16 protein-coding genes are annotated in these 16,245 nt (G+C 69.1%); 9 read left to right on the plus strand and 7 right to left on the minus strand.

The annotated features are described in order from the left end of the window. Positions 1 to 17: 17 nt before the first annotated feature. The gene (locus tag Pmi06nite_RS43195) at positions 18 to 359 is read left to right on the plus strand and encodes a transposase (RefSeq protein WP_444544161.1); all 342 of its coding nucleotides are present in this window, start codon (positions 18 to 20) and stop codon (positions 357 to 359) included. A 15-nt stretch (positions 360 to 374) separates the two neighbouring features. Here the strand turns inward: Pmi06nite_RS43195 and Pmi06nite_RS36575 are convergent, their stop codons facing one another. Both Pmi06nite_RS36575 and Pmi06nite_RS36580 read right to left on the minus strand, forming a co-directional pair. Next, entirely contained in the window at positions 375 to 1,016 is a 642-nt protein-coding gene (locus Pmi06nite_RS36575) for a response regulator (protein ID WP_203957795.1), read from the minus strand. Beyond that, positions 1,013 to 2,320: a sensor histidine kinase gene (locus Pmi06nite_RS36580; RefSeq protein WP_203957796.1), complete on the minus strand. Its 1,308-nt coding sequence runs from the start codon at positions 2,318 to 2,320 to the stop codon at positions 1,013 to 1,015. Before Pmi06nite_RS36580 ends, Pmi06nite_RS36575 begins: the two co-directional genes overlap by 4 nt. Positions 2,321 to 2,431: 111 nt before the next feature. Here Pmi06nite_RS36580 and Pmi06nite_RS36585 point away from each other — a divergent pair, with 111 nt between their 5' ends. The 4 genes from Pmi06nite_RS36585 to Pmi06nite_RS36600 are packed head-to-tail and all read left to right on the plus strand — an operon-like array spanning position 2,432 to position 5,977. Further along, positions 2,432 to 2,986: a hypothetical protein gene (locus tag Pmi06nite_RS36585; protein WP_203957797.1), complete on the plus strand. Its 555-nt coding sequence runs from the start codon at positions 2,432 to 2,434 to the stop codon at positions 2,984 to 2,986. Beyond that, the gene (locus tag Pmi06nite_RS36590; RefSeq protein WP_203957798.1) at positions 2,983 to 4,074 is read left to right on the plus strand and encodes a peptidoglycan-binding protein; all 1,092 of its coding nucleotides are present in this window, start codon (positions 2,983 to 2,985) and stop codon (positions 4,072 to 4,074) included. Before Pmi06nite_RS36585 ends, Pmi06nite_RS36590 begins: the two co-directional genes overlap by 4 nt. 44 nt (positions 4,075 to 4,118) lie before the next feature. Beyond that, on the plus strand, positions 4,119 to 4,796 hold the full coding sequence (locus tag Pmi06nite_RS36595; RefSeq protein ID WP_203957799.1) for an ABC transporter ATP-binding protein: 678 nt from the start codon (positions 4,119 to 4,121) through the stop codon (positions 4,794 to 4,796). Next, positions 4,793 to 5,977 (plus strand): ABC transporter permease, encoded by a 1,185-nt coding sequence (locus Pmi06nite_RS36600; protein WP_203957800.1) that lies wholly within the window; start codon positions 4,793 to 4,795, stop codon positions 5,975 to 5,977. The genes Pmi06nite_RS36595 and Pmi06nite_RS36600 overlap by 4 nt, the downstream gene beginning before the upstream one ends. A 78-nt stretch (positions 5,978 to 6,055) precedes the next feature. Here the strand turns inward: Pmi06nite_RS36600 and cynS are convergent, their stop codons facing one another. After that, on the minus strand, positions 6,056 to 6,502 hold the full coding sequence (gene cynS / locus Pmi06nite_RS36605) for a cyanase (RefSeq protein ID WP_203957801.1): 447 nt from the start codon (positions 6,500 to 6,502) through the stop codon (positions 6,056 to 6,058). A gap of 109 nt (positions 6,503 to 6,611) precedes the next feature. Beyond that, the gene (locus Pmi06nite_RS36610) at positions 6,612 to 7,877 is read right to left on the minus strand and encodes an MFS transporter (RefSeq protein ID WP_203957802.1); all 1,266 of its coding nucleotides are present in this window, start codon (positions 7,875 to 7,877) and stop codon (positions 6,612 to 6,614) included. 72 nt (positions 7,878 to 7,949) lie between these two features. Between Pmi06nite_RS36610 and Pmi06nite_RS36615 the strand changes: the two genes are divergently transcribed. The 3 genes from Pmi06nite_RS36615 to Pmi06nite_RS36625 all read left to right on the plus strand — a co-directional run bounded on the left by Pmi06nite_RS36615 (position 7,950) and on the right by Pmi06nite_RS36625 (position 11,658). Continuing rightward, positions 7,950 to 8,729: an AraC family transcriptional regulator gene (locus tag Pmi06nite_RS36615; RefSeq protein WP_203957803.1), complete on the plus strand. Its 780-nt coding sequence runs from the start codon at positions 7,950 to 7,952 to the stop codon at positions 8,727 to 8,729. Positions 8,730 to 9,426: 697 nt separating this feature from the next. Next, complete coding sequence (locus Pmi06nite_RS36620; protein WP_203957804.1) at positions 9,427 to 10,590, plus strand: peptidoglycan-binding domain-containing protein; 1,164 nt, start codon at positions 9,427 to 9,429, stop codon at positions 10,588 to 10,590. 381 nt (positions 10,591 to 10,971) lie between these two features. Beyond that, the gene (locus tag Pmi06nite_RS36625) at positions 10,972 to 11,658 is read left to right on the plus strand and encodes a hemerythrin domain-containing protein (protein WP_203957805.1); all 687 of its coding nucleotides are present in this window, start codon (positions 10,972 to 10,974) and stop codon (positions 11,656 to 11,658) included. An 83-nt stretch (positions 11,659 to 11,741) separates the two neighbouring features. Here Pmi06nite_RS36625 and Pmi06nite_RS36630 read toward each other — a convergent pair whose 3' ends face one another. Further along, entirely contained in the window at positions 11,742 to 12,656 is a 915-nt protein-coding gene (locus Pmi06nite_RS36630) for a cupin domain-containing protein (protein WP_203957806.1), read from the minus strand. 74 nt (positions 12,657 to 12,730) lie between these two features. Here Pmi06nite_RS36630 and Pmi06nite_RS36635 point away from each other — a divergent pair, with 74 nt between their 5' ends. Continuing rightward, the gene (locus tag Pmi06nite_RS36635) at positions 12,731 to 14,119 is read left to right on the plus strand and encodes an FAD-dependent oxidoreductase (protein ID WP_203957807.1); all 1,389 of its coding nucleotides are present in this window, start codon (positions 12,731 to 12,733) and stop codon (positions 14,117 to 14,119) included. Positions 14,120 to 14,306: 187 nt separating this feature from the next. On the opposite strand, the gene Pmi06nite_RS36640 is transcribed toward Pmi06nite_RS36635, so the two are convergent. Continuing rightward, a complete protein-coding gene (locus tag Pmi06nite_RS36640; protein WP_239114452.1) occupies positions 14,307 to 15,005 on the minus strand; it encodes a response regulator in 699 nt (232 codons plus the stop codon). An 11-nt stretch (positions 15,006 to 15,016) separates the two neighbouring features. Continuing rightward, complete coding sequence (locus tag Pmi06nite_RS36645) at positions 15,017 to 16,216, minus strand: sensor histidine kinase (protein ID WP_203957809.1); 1,200 nt, start codon at positions 16,214 to 16,216, stop codon at positions 15,017 to 15,019. Positions 16,217 to 16,245: the final 29 nt, after the last annotated feature.

A 16,245-nucleotide genomic window follows, 5' to 3' on the forward strand; every position in this document is an offset into this window, starting at 1 on the left:
GGACTGCTCGGATCCGGGTGCCCCGCCTGGCCACCGGCCGGCCTCGCACGACACCCGACAGCGTCAGCGCCGACAAGGGCTACAGCAACCGTCGCACCCGCGTCTACCTGCGTGGACGCGGGATCCGGCACGTCATCCCGGAGAAAGCCGACCAAGCGGCCGGCCGTCTGCGGCGCGGGAGCACCGGTGGCCGGCCACCCGGCTTCGACAAGGAGCGGTACGCCAAGCGCAACACTGTCGAGCGGGCGATCAACAAGCTGAAACAGTTCCGCGCGGTCGCGACCAGATACGACAAACGCGCCTACGTTTACCTCGGCACCGTCACCGCCGCAGCACTCGTCATCTGGCTCCGCTCATGATCGCCAGGACAGCCCCTAGTTGGCGAGGCCGGTTTCGTAGGCGTAGATGACGGCGTGGATGCGGTCGCGGAGCTGGAGCTTGGCGAGGATGCGGCTGACGTGGGTCTTGACGGTGCCTTCACCGATGACGAGACGGTCGGCTATCTCGTGGTTGGACATGCCTTGGGCGATGAGTGAAAGGACGTCGCGTTCGCGGGACGTCAGGAGGGCCAGGCCTGACCCGTCCGCCGGGCGCGTCGCCGTGTCGACGAAGTGCTTGACCAGGCGGCTGGTGACCGTGGGCGCGGCGACATTCTGGCCTGCGGCGACCGTCCGGATCGCGGTGACCAGGTCGGCCGCGAGGGTGTCTTTCAACAGGAAACCCGCGGCACCCGCGTGCAGGCCCGCGTAGACGTATTCGTCCAGGTCGAAGGTGGTCAGGATGATCACATGCGGGCCGGTCGCGGAGCGCAGGCGGCGGGTCGCCTCGATGCCGTCGATCCCGGGCATCCGGACGTCCATGAGGACGACGTCAGGCGCCTCCCGCGCCGCCACTGACAACACCGCCAGACCGTCGGCGGCCTCACCGGCCACCCGGATGTCGTCGGTCTCGTCCAGGATCATGCGGAAGCCGGTGCGGACCAGGGCCTGGTCGTCGGCGATCACGACCCGGATCATGCCGGCACCGCCACCGGCAGGACCGTGGTGACCTCGAAACCACCATGGTCGGCCGGTCCCGCCCTGAATGTCCCGCCCAGTGCGTTCACCCGTTCCGCGATGCCGCGCAGCCCGTTACCGAAGACCGGTGTCTCCCCGGCCGTGCCGGTGTCCGCGACCCTGATGTGCAAGGTGTCGGCGTTGAAGGACAGGTCCACGCTGCAGCGGCTGCCCGGCGGAGCGTGCTTCAAGGCGTTCGTGAGCGCCTCCTGGACGATCCGGTAGGCGGACAACTCGATGCCCGCGGGCAGTGTGGCGGGCTCGCCGGTGACCGCGAACTCGACCGGGGTTCCGCTGGACCGGACGCTTTCGATCAGGTCGGGAAGCGCGGCCAGGCTGGGCTGGGGAGCGAGCGACGGGTCGGTGCGTACCAGGCCGAGCAGCCGGCGCATCTCGGCCAGCGAGGCTCTTCCCGTCGTGATCACATTGGTCAGCGCGACCTCGCTGCGTTCCGGATGCCGGCGCAGAGCCGCCTGCGCCCCCTGGGCCTGGACGACCATCACGGAAAGGCCATGGGCGACGACGTCATGGAGTTCGCGTGTGATCCGTCCGCGTTCGGTCGCGACGGCCAGGGCCGTCCGCTGCTCCTGTTCGCGTTCCAGGTCGGCCGCCCGCGCCTGAAGGACGGCCAGGTGGAAACGGCGGGTCCGGGCGTTGTCACCCGCGGCCCAGGCGATGCCCAGCAGCAGCGCTGGAACTACCGCATACGACAGAGCCTGCCACAGCACGTCCGACAGCGGGTCCGCCAGAGCGGGTTTGTCGACAGGGCCCTTCGGGTTGGTCTTCGCCAGGATGGTGAGCATCGGGGTGTCCAAGAGAGGACCGAACAGGCCGATGCCGACCAGCCCGGCTTCGAGGGTGACGAGCACCGCCAGCGACAGCCGGCGAGTACCGGCGGCACTCGCCAGCGCGTACAGAACGACCAGAACGACCAGGTCGAGGGGCAGCAGATCGCTGCCGAGCACCGCCTTGGGACTCGGCGAGACCAACATCGTCGCCGGCCAGCCAAGAAGGTGCGAGGCCGCGCACGCCGTGGCGAGCAGCATCGCCGCCAGCGGCCACCGGTGCCGGGCGAAGACGGCCGCGATCGCGAGCAGGGCCGCCAGCCACCAGCAGAGAATCTGCAGTCGCCAGTCGTCCACCGACCCGTAGACGCTGATCATCTTGCGCTGCGCCGGCGTGTCGAAGAAGGGGTCGGCGCCCAGCAGCGCACTGGTCACGGCGAGCACGATGACCATGGCGCAGTCACCCAGGAACGTGCGCATGGCGGCAGGGTATCCGCGCCGGCAGGAAAAGCGGATCTGTCGTGAGATATACATCCGGGTCCACCGGACGGCAGACGCGGCGGCCCGGGCGGCACGTTCAGCCTTGGGAGCATGAAACGCATCCTTGCCTGTACGGCCCTGGCCCTGGTGTGCATCACCGGGTGCTCAGCCGCTGGCGGCGACGACACGCCGTCCCCCTCGCCCAGCCAGAACAACTTCCAGCGCTTGATGACGATCGGAAGGAAAATGGCCCAGTGCGCCCGGGCCCACGGCCACCCGAACTTCCCCGACCCGGTCGCGAACGTCGAAGGCGACGACATCGTCTTCAACCTTCCCGGTGGAAACGGCGATGTGAAGACCGTGTTCCGCTCGCTGGAGGGCTTCCCCGAGTGCAAGTCACTCCTCAACCAGATGTCGGACGCATCCCCACCCAGGAAGAGCAGGCCGCCCCGAGTGGGGGACCCGGGTCCGAAGGACGTGCCCGCCCTGCGGAACTTCGCGAAATGCCTGCGCCAGCACGGAATTCCGGAGTGGCCCGATCCCAAGGCCGACGGGACGTTCCCGCTGTCCGGGACGCCGCTGCAGGCCGAAGGCAAATCGAACCGCATCAGGACCGCCGCAACCGCGTGCGAGCAGTTCTGGTCCGGCAGGATCGGTGTCTCATGAGGACCACGCGCGTGCTCGTTGTCGTCGCCGTGGTCGCGGCGGCCGGGACCGGTGCCTGGGCGATCACCCGTCAAGATCCTGCCGCTCCCAAGGTGAGCGGATCGCCGGTGGCCGTCACGTCGGTGACGGTCGGCCGGGGTGACATCGTCGCCCGGATGCCGCTCGGGGGGACCCTCGGCTACGACGGGTCGTTCACGATCGTCAGCCAGCTCCCGCCCGGAGTGATCACCTCGGTTCCCGCACCGGGTGCGGTGATCAAGCGCGGCCGCCGCCTGTTCGCCGTCGGGGCTGCGTCCACGGTGCTGCTGTATGGCCGGACGCCCGCCTACCGGGCTTTCGCTCTGGGCATGGCCGACGGCGCCGACGTCAAGCAACTCGAACGCAACCTGGCCGCGCTGGGCATGGAGCCGGGGACCGTGGACCGGCATTTCTCCGCCTCCACCGCAGCGGCCGTGCGGCGCTGGCAGAAGGCGCGCGGCCTGCCCTACGCGTCCTGGACGGGACGACTGGAGCCCGGCGACGTGATCTTCCGGCCGGGGGCTGTGCGGGTCACGCAGATCCACAGCCCCGCGGGTGCTCTGGCCGGGCCCGGCGCTCAGGTGCTCGTGGTGAGCTCCACGACGAAGGTCGTCCGGGTCTCCCTGACGACCGATCGGCGGTCGCAGGTGCATGTGGGAGACCGGGTCAGCGTCTCCCTTTACGGATCTTCACACACCTATGACGGGCGGATCCGTTCCATCGGGAAGGTGGCGACCACGCCGCCCCAGCAGCAGCAGGGGCCGCCGGGTAGTGAGGGCCCGGCCACCATCCCGCTGACGATCAGCCTGGTCAAGCCGGGCAGAGAACTCGCCCAACTCGACCAGGCTCCGGTCAACGTCGACGTGATCAGCGAGCGGCGACAGGACGTGCTGACCGTCCCGGTCACCGCCCTGCTGGCCGGTACGAACGGCGGCTACCAGGTCGCGGTGCTGGACGGCACCGCTCGCAGGCTCGTCCAGGTCGTGCCCGGGGTCTACGACGACCAGTCGGGAACCGTCGAGGTGACCGGCGTCGAGGAGGGCGCCAAGGTGGAGGTGCCCGTCTCGTGAACCGCCCCGTGAACCGCCTCATGAACGATCTCATGAACCGCCCCATGAACGATGTCGTGCTGTCCTTCGAGGGCGCGGTGAAGACCTACCCGGGCACGCCTCCCGTCGAGTCGCTGCGCGGGGTCGACCTGACCGTACGGGCCGGGGAGATGGTCGCGGTCCTCGGGCCGTCCGGATCGGGCAAGACCACGCTGCTCAACCTTGCCGCCGGGCTCGACCGTCCCACCGCGGGGTCCGTCCACCTGGCCGGCGAGCGCATCGAGACGCTGTCGGACCGGCGGCTGTCCGGGCTGCGCGCCCACACGATCGGCGTCGTCTTCCAGCAGTTCTTCCTGCTCGACCATCTCACGGCCCTCGACAACGTCGCCGGCGGCCTGCTCTACCGCGGCCTGCCGCCGCGCCGCCGCCGTACCGCCGCCATGGACGCGCTCGATCGCGTCGGCCTGTCCCACCGGGTCGGCCATCTGACCCGCCTCCTGTCCGGCGGCGAACGCCAGCGGGTCGCCATCGCCCGCGCCCTGGTCGGTCGTCCCGCCCTCGTGCTGGCCGACGAGCCCACCGGCAACCTCGACTCGGCCAACGGCGACCAGATCCTCACCCTGCTCCGCGATCTCAACGCCGACGGCGTCACCTTGCTCGTGATCACCCACGATCCGCACGTCGCAGCCGCCTGTACCCGCCGCATCCAGATCCACGACGGCCGGATCGGCGGTGAGTCATGACCACGCCCGTCTCCCGGCTGCGCGCCGGTGATCTGGTGCCCCTTGCCACGGTCGGGCTGCGCAGCCGCAGGACGCGGACCGCGCTGTCGACCCTCGGCATCGCCATCGGCATCGCCGCGATCGTGGCGGTGCTGGGCATCACCCGGTCGAGCCAGTCCGAACTGCTCAGCCGGATCGACCGTCTCGGCACCAACCTGCTGACCGTGGCCGACCTCGGCGGCAACGAGGAGCCGCTGCCGCCGACCGCGCGCACGAGCATCGCCCGCACCGACGGCGTCGAACGCGTCACCGCCACCGCCCAACTCCCGGACACCGGCGTCTACCGCAACGATCGCATCCCCGGCGGACAGTCGGGCGGGCTGGAGGTCCGGGTCACCGAGACGACGCTGCTGTCCACCCTGGACGGCCACCTCGCGGCCGGCAGGTTCCTCACCTCGGCCACCAGCGGCTACCCGGTCGTGGTGCTCGGCCACGGGGCCGCGGACACGCTGGGCATCGCCCACCTGGATCCGGCCACCCGCGTCTGGCTCGGCGGCCGATGGTTCACCGTCGCGGGCATCCTGCAGCCCGTCGAGCTCGCCCCCGAAATCGACCGGTCCGCGCTCATCGGCACCGGCGTGGCCGGCTCACTCGGCTACACCGGGCACCCCACCCGCCTCTACCTGCGCGCGGCCGTCGAGCACGTCACGAAAACCGCGGGCCTGCTGGCCCGTGCCGTCAATCCCCAGGCGCCCGAGAACGTCGCGGTCACCCGCCCGTCCGACGCGCTCGAATCCCGCTTGCTCGTCGCCGACTCCACCACATCCCTCCTCCTCGGCCTCGGCACCGTCGCCCTGCTCGTCGGGGGCATCGGCATCGCGAACGTCATGGTCATCTCCGTGCTGGAACGCCGCACCGAGATCGGCCTGCGCCGCGCCCTCGGTGCCACCCGCCCGCACATCGCCACCCAGTTCCTGCTCGAATCACTGCTCCTGGCCACGCTCGGCGGCCTCACCGGGACGATCCTCGGCGCAGGGGCGACCTACATCACCGCGATCAACCACCACTGGCAACCGCTCATCCCGCCCACGGGCATCGCCGCCGGCCTCGGCGCCGCTGTGCTGATCGGCGCGCTCGCGGGCCTCTACCCGGCCACGCGAGCCGCCCGCCTCGCCCCGACCGACGCGCTGCGCTCCGCCTGAGCCACGCTGATTAGGGGAGGGGCGTAACGCGCAAGACCCGTGCGGGTGCCCGGGCTGCTCGCATCAGGTGGCGGCCAGTCATTCCCACTGGTAGGGGAGGTATTTTCCGTCCAAGGTGATGACGACTCTGTCGCCTGCGGGGTCGGGGACCCGCTGGACGTCGAGGCGGAAGTTGATGGCGCTCATGATGCCGTCGCCGCACTGTTCGTGAATGAGCTCTTTGACGGTGGGCCCGTAGACCTGGATGACCTCGTAGAGCCGGTAGATGGTGGGGTCGACGGGCACGGCGGAGTCGAGGGCTCCGCGGGTGGGCTGCTGTTGGAAGGCGAGTGCCGCGTCCTCTCCGAGTTCGAGCAGGGCCGCTGCCGTTGCGGCCTCGTCCTTGCTCATCGGGTGCTGGCCGAGCAGCGCCGCCGTGGTCCATGCCAGGGGCCGGCCGACGGCTTGGGCGAGTTGTGCCCATGTCACGCCGGTGACCACCTTGGCGTGGCGTACGGCGGCTGCTGCTTCCTGCTTGGTGACCATGTCTTCTCCGTGGTGGTGGGGGTTGCCCTCACCTTCCGCCCATGAAGATCCACAGGTCAAAGCGTTTGCTCCTATCGGGTGATAGAGCGCGGCTATGTCAGGACGATCATCACGGCCTTGCCGCGCCGTCGTCACCGACGGGACGGCGTGCGGGTCGTCTCGAGCGGGCGGAGACGGGGAGGACGCCGACGAGCAGTCCGGCCAGAGCGGCGGCGGCTCCGGTGATCACCACGGCGGGCCAACCGCCATCTCCCCAGGCCAGCGAGCCGAGCAGGGAGCCGAGCGCGATGCCCGAGAAGCGTAGGGCGAAGTAAAGAGTGTTGAGGCGATTGTGGGTGGCGGGATCGAGCGTGAACAGGATCGTCTGGCATACGGCCTGACCGCCCCAGACGCCGACATCGAGGATGAGCACGCCCGCGGTCAGCCACCAGAGGCTGCTGCCGCCCGGCAGCAACACCAGCCACCCCGCGATGACCAGGCCGATGAGCGCCGCCAGGGCGCCGCGCCGCCCGAGGCGGTCGGCCATCCTGCCGGCGTAGGGCGAGGCGAGGGCACTGGCCGCGGCCACCAGCCCGAACAGTCCGATCCTCGTCGAGCCGACGTGGTAGTGCCGCTGCAGCAGGAACGTCAACGTCGTCCAGAAGGCGCCGAACGCGATCCCGACCAGCGCCCCCGAGAGGGTGATGCGCCGGATCAGCGGCTGGGAGACGAACAGCCGCGGGAGCGACGCCAGCGTGGCGCGATAGGCGGCGGCGCCGGTCTTCGGGACGCGGGGCAGCGCCCGTTGCAGAACCAGCATGAGCAGGAGGGTGAGCGCGCAGGAACAGCCGTACACGGCACGCCAGCCGGCCAACTCGGCGAACGCCCCCGAGTAGGCGCGGGAGGCGAGCACACCCACCAACAGTCCGCCTTGAACGGTGCCGACGATCCGCCCCCGGCCCACTTGCCCGTCCTGTCCTGCGGCCAGTGCGACGGCGAGGGGCGTGACCAGTTGGGGGATCGGGGACAGCAGGCCGACGGCGAAGCTCGACACGATCAGGCACCATGCCGAAGGAGACAGGGCGCAGGCGGCGAGCGCGAGCGCGGACGCCGTACCGAGGCAGAGGATCAGTCTGCGCCGGTCGTGGCTGTCGCCGGCCGGAACGAGCAGGAGGATGCCTGCCGCGTAACCCAGTTGCGTCGCCGTGGGGACGGCCCCGAGTGTGTCCGGGCCGACTCCCAGCGAGGTGGCCACGGCTCCCAGCAGAGGCTGGTTGAGGTAGACGTTGGCCGCCGTGACGGCGCTGGTGATCGCCAGCAGGACGGTCAGTCGCCGGTCCGGTCCACGGACCCCGGGGGCAGGGCCGAGGACAGGGGCGGAGTGGGGTTCGATCACGTGAGTCGACGTTAGGCCGGACTCGCACTGGCATACTTTCGTGGCCACGCCATCGTCTATCGAGATTGCGCCATGTACGGGAAGAGCGAGCACCGTGACGACTATCAGGACGTGCCCAGGCCGATCGCGGCGATGGCACGCGACCTTCCCGACCGCCATCACATCCCCGCTCACCGCCACCGGTGGGCTCAGCTGATCTACGGCACGACGGGGGCCGTCACCGTCGTCACCGACCATGGCGTCTGGGTGGTTCCCGCCACTCGGGGAGTCTGGGTCCCGGCCGGTCTCACCCACGCGATGACCTGTGCGGGAGCGGTCGCCATGCGCACTCTCTACATCGAGCCGCAGTCGGCCTGGCACCTGCCCTCGGCTCCCACCGTCGTCTCGGTCTCCCCGCTGCTGCGTGAACTCATCGACGAAGCGACCCGGCTTCCCGTCGAGTACGACCGTGACGGCCGTGACGGCAAGGTCATGGAACTGCTGCTCCTCCAGCTCGCACCGCACCCCGTCCCGGCACTGCACCTCCCGGCTCCGGCCGATGCCCGGCTCGACGAGCTCTGCGCGGCGATCCAGCGGGAGCCCGGCGACCAGTGGACCACCGCGGCCGCAGCGGCCCGCATGCACATGAGTCCGCGCAGCCTGCAGCGCAGATTCACCGCCGCGACCGGTATGAGCCTCGCCCGCTGGGTGCAGCAGGCCAGGCTCATCCACGCGGTGACCCTGCTCGCCAGGGGGACACCGGTCACAAGCATCGCCACCGGCCTCGGCTACGCCACGCCCAGCGCATTCACCGCGATGTTCCGCCGCACGCTCGGCACCACCCCGACGGACTACTTCACCTACCCGCGCTGAGTACGCGTCGCCGATGCTTGCGCGGCTTGACTCCGCTGAACGGAGTGCCGAAGAAACAAGCCTCAGGGCCTGGAGTGCCGACCAGTGAGGTCCTCGAGTGTCTTGTCGGCGTGCTCGCTGTGCCATCGCGGGAGCATCTCCTACCAATACGGTTCGGACTCCTCGACCACGGCGTAGGTACGGTCCCATGCCTTGAACCTCACAGGCGGCAGGATCATGACCCGTGGTGGCAACCCTGCGCGCGGCGCGTCTCATCGGTGCGATGGAAAAGGGCCACCAAGGCTGAAACGCCATGCTCTACGGCGTAGCACTCCGCATGGACGAGTCGGCGAGGTGAGCCGCGCAGGTCGTAGATGAAGGGGATCCAGTAACCCTTCCATCCGCCCTCAAGGACCCGGTCATCCATCGGATGCGACCCGACCCCTGGGCCATCAGGATCGATGTTCTTGTCGCAGACCGGACATATAAGCATGAGGTGATCCTTCCCGCCATCAACCTCCGAGCTCAACTCACGTTCCAGGCCAAGAGGTCCGCTATCCACGCAACATCTCGTTCCGCGGACCGGTGAGCATGCAGGTCGAGTGGACCGCCGGGGAGCGCGCCTCGTGACGATCGACCGGGATCGCCACACCTCCTGTTGATCGCGACTCGATCACGGCGCATTCTGGGAAAGCGGCGCGAGACCCGGAGGAGATGAATGGCTGACCAGCTCATTCTGCTGGGGCTGGGATTCGTCCTCACCAGCGTGGCCGGTGGCCTGCTGACCTACGTTTTCCAGAGAAGGACGTGGGCGCATCAGCATGAGGTCGAGCGCGAGGAACGCGAGCATCAGCGGGTGGTCGAGCTTCAAGAACAGGAACGCCAACGGGCCATCAAGATCTTCGAAGAGATCAGCACTCTGCTCGACAAGCGGCTCTACCGCATGCGGCTGGTCCATTGGGCAGCCAAGCGTCGTATCAGGGGGAGCGCCCACGACGGTCTGGCTGCTGCTCTCGACGGCTACCGAGAGGTACTGCTCGACTGGAACGACAACCTCAACCGCGGAATCGCATTGATGGAGGCGTACTTCGGCGGTGACTTACGGGAGCAACTGGAAGAGTTGTACGACCACTACGCGGCCGTCGGGCGGGCACTCGATCAGTTCACTCGTGACGTGGGAACCGTACCGGTAGACGATCTCGAAGTGCCGCCACTGGGCCACCGACTGGATCGTCTGAGCGCCGAGGTGTACGTCCTCAACCTGCGCATGCTTCATCTGCTCCAGCAAGGGAAACTCGGCCAGTCCGCGCCGGGGGTGACGTCCCCGACCGCGGCGCAACCCGTATTGCAATTCGGCGACCAGGGGCCGGCGGTCCGCCATCTGCAACGGGCCCTGCATCGCGCCGAGCACATGCCCCAACACATCGACGGTCTGTTCGGCCGCGACACCGAACAGGCGTTGTGCGCGTTCCAGAGCGCCCACGGACTCACGCCCGATGGCGTCTGCGGTCCGGACACGTGGGCCGAACTGCCTACCGGCGGGGCCATGCCGGTGCTGTCGGAAGGCACACGAGGCGAGATCGTCGTGCGCCTGCAGACGGCACTCACCGAGTACGCCGCCGAGCGATGGATCACGACTCCAGGACTCATCGACAAGGTGTTCGGCCCCTCCACGAGGGCGGCAGTCCAGGCCTTCCAGCGCTGGCACGGCCTATCGGAGCGCGGAGTGGTAGAGCCCCATACATGGGCTGCCGATTTGGGCGCCGGGGACGTCACGCTTGAAGCCGAGGTGGGCCTGCGATTCGTATCCGATGGCGCCAGACCCTGGCACGCACGCTCAAGTGATCCTGTCGCACTCGGCCGGCGCCCCACCCAGAGGTGACAGCAGCGTCGTCCCCACACGAGAGCACATGCCGCACCCCTCTGACCACGGCTTCTTCTGTCCGGGCAGGGTGATCGGCCCGCCTGAAAGCGGACGGCCGACCCGCGGGAGCCGTTGACCATGGAAGACGGCGATTCACCGATTGTTTCGCCTTTCATACGGAGCACATTCACGGTGTCGACATCGAGAATTCGGCACCGAGCGACCGAGGCCACATCGCCGAAAAAGAGAGTTCACATAAACGAAACAATGGCCTGACCAGCGTGGACTCGCATTTGACGCCGATATTGGCTGCCTGTCATTCTTCACCCTTGTTTGTTCAGCAAAGGCGCCGTACACCTCAGCGACCTGTACGGTTCCAGCGATCATCGGGGAACGAAGATGGCGATCGAGCAAGGGCCCATGGCCGACATCCGCGACATGTACATGGCGCACATTCTGATGCGCAGGGAGTTCGGTCTGGCTCCCGGCGTGGTCCGCGCGGTCGACGGGGGTGACGTGAGCCGGGCGGAACTGGTCTCCGACCACATCGCGCTCATCGCCGGCCTCCTCCACGGCCATCACGCGGCCGAGGACGCGCTGCTGTGGCCGAAGCTCCTGGATCGTGGATCCGACGAGGTCGCCGCCGTCGTGCATCTCATGGAGGGGCACCACGAGGCCATCGACGCGGCGTACCAGGAGATCCAGAAGGAACTCGGCCCGTGGCGCGCCGACGCGGACGTCGCCCACCGTGACGCGCTCGCCGACGCCCTCGAACGGCTCAACTCGGTGCTCGTGGAGCACACCGCCCTGGAGGAGCGACACATCCTCCCGCTGGCGGAGAAGTACGTCACCGCGGCGGAATGGCAGGAACTCGGCACCCAGGCGATGAACGACGTGCCGAAGAAGAAGCTGCCGCTGGCTTTCGGCATGGCGATGTACGAGGGCGACCCCGAGGTCATCAAGGAGGTCCTCCGCTTCGCGCCGTTCATGGCACGTCTGACGATGCCGTTCGTCGGCCCCCGGATCTACGCCTCCTACGCCAAGCGCCTGTACGGCACCGCCACCCCGCCCCGCAGCGCCGCCTGACAGCCGGCCGCCGGGCGTCGGCCGCCGGGCTCACCCGTGGCCGATTGCGGCTCACGCACGGCGGGCTGATCAGGGCGGGGGAGTCAGGATCCGCGCTGGACGGCGCGGCGGAACCGCGCCGGGGTGGAGCCCGCGGCCTGACGGAAGGCCCGGTTGAACGCCGATTCCGAGTCGTATCCGACCCCGGCGGCGACCGCGGCGACGGTGAGATCGGTCTCGATGAGGCGCTCGGCCGCGATCATCAGCCGGATGTGTGTGACGAACTCGCCCACCGTCAGCCCTGTGGACCGCGAGAAGTTCCGGGCGAGAGTGGCCCGTGACATGGCCGCCACCTCCGCCAGCCGCGCAATCGTCCAGTCGCCTCCGGGATCTCGCAACACGACCTCGATGACCGGTCGGAGCCGCTGATCGTCGGCGGCGGTCCATGCCGGCGCCCCGACGAACCGGTTCGGTGAGGCCCGCAGGACCATGGCGAACAGCGCGGTGCAGAGGGACGACAGGATCGCCCCGGTGCCGAGTCCGTCGTTGTACGCCTCCCGGCGAATGAGCGTGCTCAGCATCCGCACGATCTCATCGGTATGCCCGAACGAGACGTGGAGCGGGTCGGGCAGGCTGTGGAACAACATGGCGCCCGCGCCGGAGCCGAACCTGTAATGGCCGCAGAGCAGGTCCATGACGCTCTCACCCCTCTGGCTGCGCACGATCGGGAAGGCGCTGCCCGGCTCCGCGACGACGCCTTGCCCGCTTTGGCCGTCCGCGCCGGCCGTCTGGATGCGGTGGGCCTGGCCGCCGGGCAGCAGCACGGCGTCGCCCGCCTTCAATTCGATGCGCCGATCGAGCAGTTCGATCGTGCACTCGCCTTCGAGTAGCAGGTGGAAGGCCGCCCTGCCCTCGCCGTACGCGGGCACGTCCATCGACGTCGCGCCGGCGAGCAGGCAACGCATGTCGAGGATCGCCTGCAGCCTCGCCAGGCGGACGATCTCGCTGATCCAGTCCATGATGAGACGCTCGAGAAGAAAAGTGAGATGAATTCGTCTTACGCGCTCAATTGTAAGTGTTCAAGACTGGCACCATGAGCACCCTGAACTCCGGACTCCACGCCGATGTCCTCATCATCGGCTTCGGCAAGGGCGGCAAGACCGTGGCCGCCGAGATGGGCCGCCTCGGCAGAACCGTCGTGCTCGTGGAGCAGTCGGACCGCATGTACGGAGGCACCTGTCCCAACGTCGGATGCGTGCCGACGAAGGCGCTCGTGCATCACTCCGGCAAGCGCCGTGCCGGCGATTCGCCGCAGGAGTGGTACGAGCGCGCCGTCGGCAGCGTCCAGGCGCTCACCGCGCTCTTCCGCGGCGGCAACTACGACGCGCTGAACGACGCGGACACCGTCACGGTCGTCACCGGCCGCGCCGCATTCGTCGATCCGCATACCGTGGCCGTAGGCACAGGCCAGGACCGGCTCACCGTCACCGCCGAGACCATCTTGATCAACACCGGCTCTGAGCCGATCATCCCGGACATCCCCGGCCTGCGCGCGAGCAAGCGGGTCGTGACCAGTGCCGACCTCATTCAGACGACGGAGCTGCCGGAGCGGCTCGCGATCCTGGGCGGCGGGTATCTCGGCATCGAGTTCGCCTCGATCTACAGCCGTTTCGGCTCGCGGGTCACCGTGCTCGAATCCGCCCCGGATATCCTCGCCCGGCTGGACGGCGACGTCGCCGCCGTGGCCGAGGGCATCCTTGTAGGCGAGGGAATCAAGATCGTAACGGGCGTGAACGTCGCCGAGGTGCGTGACGGTGAGAGCGCCACGACCCTGGTCTACGAAAAGGACGGCAGGCGGCAGACCGTCGAAGCCGACGCCGTACTCGCCGCGGCCGGGCGGGTGCCGGCGATCCGCGATCTCGGGCTGGAGGCGGCCGGCGTGCGCACGACCATCCGCGGCGCGATCGAGGTCGACGAGCACCTGCGGACGAGCCGGCCGCACATCTTCGCCATCGGCGACGTCAACGGCGGGCCGCAGTTCACCTACGTCTCCCTTGACGACAGCCGCATCGTCATGGACCAGCTCGTCGGGGAGGGCCGCCGCTCGACCGCGGACCGGATGGCGATCCCCAGCACGCTCTTCATGACCCCGCCGCTGGCGACCGTCGGCCTCACCGAGAGGCAGGCCCGCGAGGCGGGCCGCCAGGTGAAGATCGCCGGCAAGCTGGTGGCCGACATCGTGGCCATGCCTCGCGCATACGTCGTGGAGGAGACGCGCGGGATGATGAAATTCGTGATCGAGGCCGAGACGGACGAGATCCTCGGGGCGGCGCTGCTGAGCGTCGACGCACAGGAGCTGATCAACACGGTCGCGCTCGCCATGCGGCACGGCATGAAGGCGGCCGAGTTGCGAGACGCCGTTTACACCCACCCCAGCTCCACGGAGGCGTTCAACGAGGTGCTCGGCACCATCGTGCGCTGAAGCCTGTCCGACGACGCACCGCCCGTCCTCGCCGCCCGCTTGAATGCGGTCGGCTCGACCACCTCGCCTGGGAGCATGCGCGGCCGCCTCGAACAACGGCCTGCCGGGGGAGATCGCGTGCTGTCCAGGCTGGGCGCGGCCTGGAGTCGGTCCGCCGGGGTTCGTATGGGCCTGGCGATCGATTCCGCTAGCGGCGGCCATCCGTGATGAGCCCGCCTTCGTAGGCGGCGATGACGAGCTGGGCCCGGTCCCGGGCGTGCAGCTTGGCCAGGAGACGGCCGATGTGGGTCTTGACCGTGCCGATGGTGAGGTGCAGATGCGCGGCGATCTCGGAGTTGGACATCCCTCTGCCGATGAGGGCGAGCACCTCGCGCTCGCGTTGGGTGATGTCGTTGAGGTCTCGTACGGCCGGGGCAAGATCGGGGCCTTGCAGGAATTCGGCGATGAGCCGGCGGGTCACGGTGGGCGCGAGCAGTGCTTCGCCGGAGGCGACGACGTGGATGGCGGCCAGGAGTTCGGTCGCGGTGGCGCTCTTGAGGAGGAAGCCGCTGGCGCCTGCCCGTAGGGACGCGTACACGTATTCGTCCAGGTCGAACGTGGTGAGGATGAGCACGCGCACGCCGGAGCCGGCGGGGTCGGCGCAGATGTGCCTGGTCGCCTCGATGCCGTCCATGTCCGGCATGCGTACGTCCATGAGGACGACGTCGGGCCGGAGCCGGCGGGCCAGGAGCACGGCTTCGGCGCCGGTACCCGCCTCGCCCACGGTGGCCAGCCCCGGTGTGGTGTCGATGAGGACTTTGAGGCTGTCGCGGACCAATACCTGGTCCTCGGCGAGCAGGACCCGGACGGGCGGTGGCGGGTCGTGCGGTGCGGCGTCGATGCTCATGCCGTCGATGCTCATGCCTCGGTGCCGTTCAGGTCGTAGGGCAGTCGAGCCGACACCCGGAAGCCTCCTTCAGGCCGGTGCCCCGCGCTGAATGTGCCTCCATACATCTTGGTCCGTTCGCGCATGCCGATCAGGCCGTGTCCGCTGCGGCCCGCTCGCGGCGGCCGGCCATGACGGCCACCGTCGTCGACGACCTCGATCACGGCTTCCCGTCCGTCGACGTCCACGTTGACCGAGCAGCGGGTGGGCGCGGCGTGAGTGACGACGTTGGTCAGGGCCTGCTGCACGATTCGGTACACCGACACCGCGACCGCAGGAGGCAGCGCGGCCTCTTCGCGGACGGTCAGGTCCACCTCGACTCCGGCCGAGCGCGCGTGGGCGGCCAGTTCGGGTAGGTCCGCCATGCCGGGAGCGGGCACATGGGGCTGCTGGGGCTCGCCGTCGGAGCGCAGGAGGTCGAGCACGCGGTGGATCTCGGTGAGCGTGCTTCGGCTGGTCTGCTCGATGACGGCCAGCGCGGCGCGCACCTCCTGCGGGCGGGCGTCGGCGACATGGTTGGCCACGGTGGCCTTGACGGCGATCAGGCTCATGCTGTGGCCGATGACGTCGTGCAGTTCCCGGGCGATGCGCCTGCGCTCATCGGCCACCGCGGCCTCAGCGAGGTGACGGACGAGACGAGCGGTCGTGTCCCGCTTCCAACGGACGACCGTCCCGATGGCCCATGCGGCGGTCAGCAGGACACCGATCACGCCGATCTCCACCGGCCAATGGGGCGGCATCTCCGTGGGGTTCGCCGCGGGCGCGAGACCGGGGAGCACCTGGCCGTAGAAGATCAGGACCGCGGTCACCGCGGCGAACAGGCAACCCGCCAAGCCCGCCAGCGACCAGGCGATCGACGCGGTGGCGGCCACCATGTACAGGACGAGCACGGTTGGGAGGAAAGTCACCGAGATCGTGCTCACCACGACTGCACCGAACACGGTCGCCAGCACGCCCGCGGCGCAGGCCAGACCGAGCATCGCCCACGGTCGGCGCCGCCGCAACGCGATCGGAAAGCTCACGACCGCCGCCACCGGCCAGGCCGACCAGGCGGGCCACGACGACGACGGTCCAGGCGGATCGACGAAGGCGTACACGACGAACAGCGCCACGATGACCGCCACCACCGCGTCGGCAACGCCCCTTCCACCGAGCCGCCGAGCCCATTCCATGACGAGAAGCTATCTCCTCATCAGATCAT

The sequence above is a fragment of the Planotetraspora mira genome, from assembly GCF_016863275.1.
GTDB classification, from domain to species: domain Bacteria; phylum Actinomycetota; class Actinomycetes; order Streptosporangiales; family Streptosporangiaceae; genus Planotetraspora; species Planotetraspora mira.

Excerpts from the sequence above, each read along its gene's own strand:
- Pmi06nite_RS36585 (WP_203957797.1), top strand. The coding sequence starts at position 2,432 with ATGAAACGCATCCTTGCCTGTACGGCCCTGGCCCTGGTGTGCATCACC.
- Pmi06nite_RS36620 (WP_203957804.1), top strand. The coding sequence starts at position 9,427 with ATGGCTGACCAGCTCATTCTGCTGGGGCTGGGATTCGTCCTCACCAGC.
- Pmi06nite_RS36615 (WP_203957803.1), top strand. The coding sequence starts at position 7,950 with ATGTACGGGAAGAGCGAGCACCGTGACGACTATCAGGACGTGCCCAGG.
- Pmi06nite_RS36590 (WP_203957798.1), top strand. The coding sequence starts at position 2,983 with ATGAGGACCACGCGCGTGCTCGTTGTCGTCGCCGTGGTCGCGGCGGCC.
- Pmi06nite_RS36630 (WP_203957806.1), bottom strand. The coding sequence starts at position 12,656 with ATGGACTGGATCAGCGAGATCGTCCGCCTGGCGAGGCTGCAGGCGATC.
- Pmi06nite_RS36575 (WP_203957795.1), bottom strand. The coding sequence starts at position 1,016 with ATGATCCGGGTCGTGATCGCCGACGACCAGGCCCTGGTCCGCACCGGC.
- Pmi06nite_RS36645 (WP_203957809.1), bottom strand. The coding sequence starts at position 16,216 with ATGGAATGGGCTCGGCGGCTCGGTGGAAGGGGCGTTGCCGACGCGGTG.
- Pmi06nite_RS36640 (WP_239114452.1), bottom strand. The coding sequence starts at position 15,005 with ATGAGCATCGACGCCGCACCGCACGACCCGCCACCGCCCGTCCGGGTC.
- Pmi06nite_RS36635 (WP_203957807.1), top strand. The coding sequence starts at position 12,731 with ATGAGCACCCTGAACTCCGGACTCCACGCCGATGTCCTCATCATCGGC.
- Pmi06nite_RS36600 (WP_203957800.1), top strand. The coding sequence starts at position 4,793 with ATGACCACGCCCGTCTCCCGGCTGCGCGCCGGTGATCTGGTGCCCCTT.
- Pmi06nite_RS36625 (WP_203957805.1), top strand. The coding sequence starts at position 10,972 with ATGGCGATCGAGCAAGGGCCCATGGCCGACATCCGCGACATGTACATG.
- Pmi06nite_RS36580 (WP_203957796.1), bottom strand. The coding sequence starts at position 2,320 with ATGCGCACGTTCCTGGGTGACTGCGCCATGGTCATCGTGCTCGCCGTG.
- Pmi06nite_RS36595 (WP_203957799.1), top strand. The coding sequence starts at position 4,119 with ATGAACGATGTCGTGCTGTCCTTCGAGGGCGCGGTGAAGACCTACCCG.
- cynS (WP_203957801.1), bottom strand. The coding sequence starts at position 6,502 with ATGGTCACCAAGCAGGAAGCAGCAGCCGCCGTACGCCACGCCAAGGTG.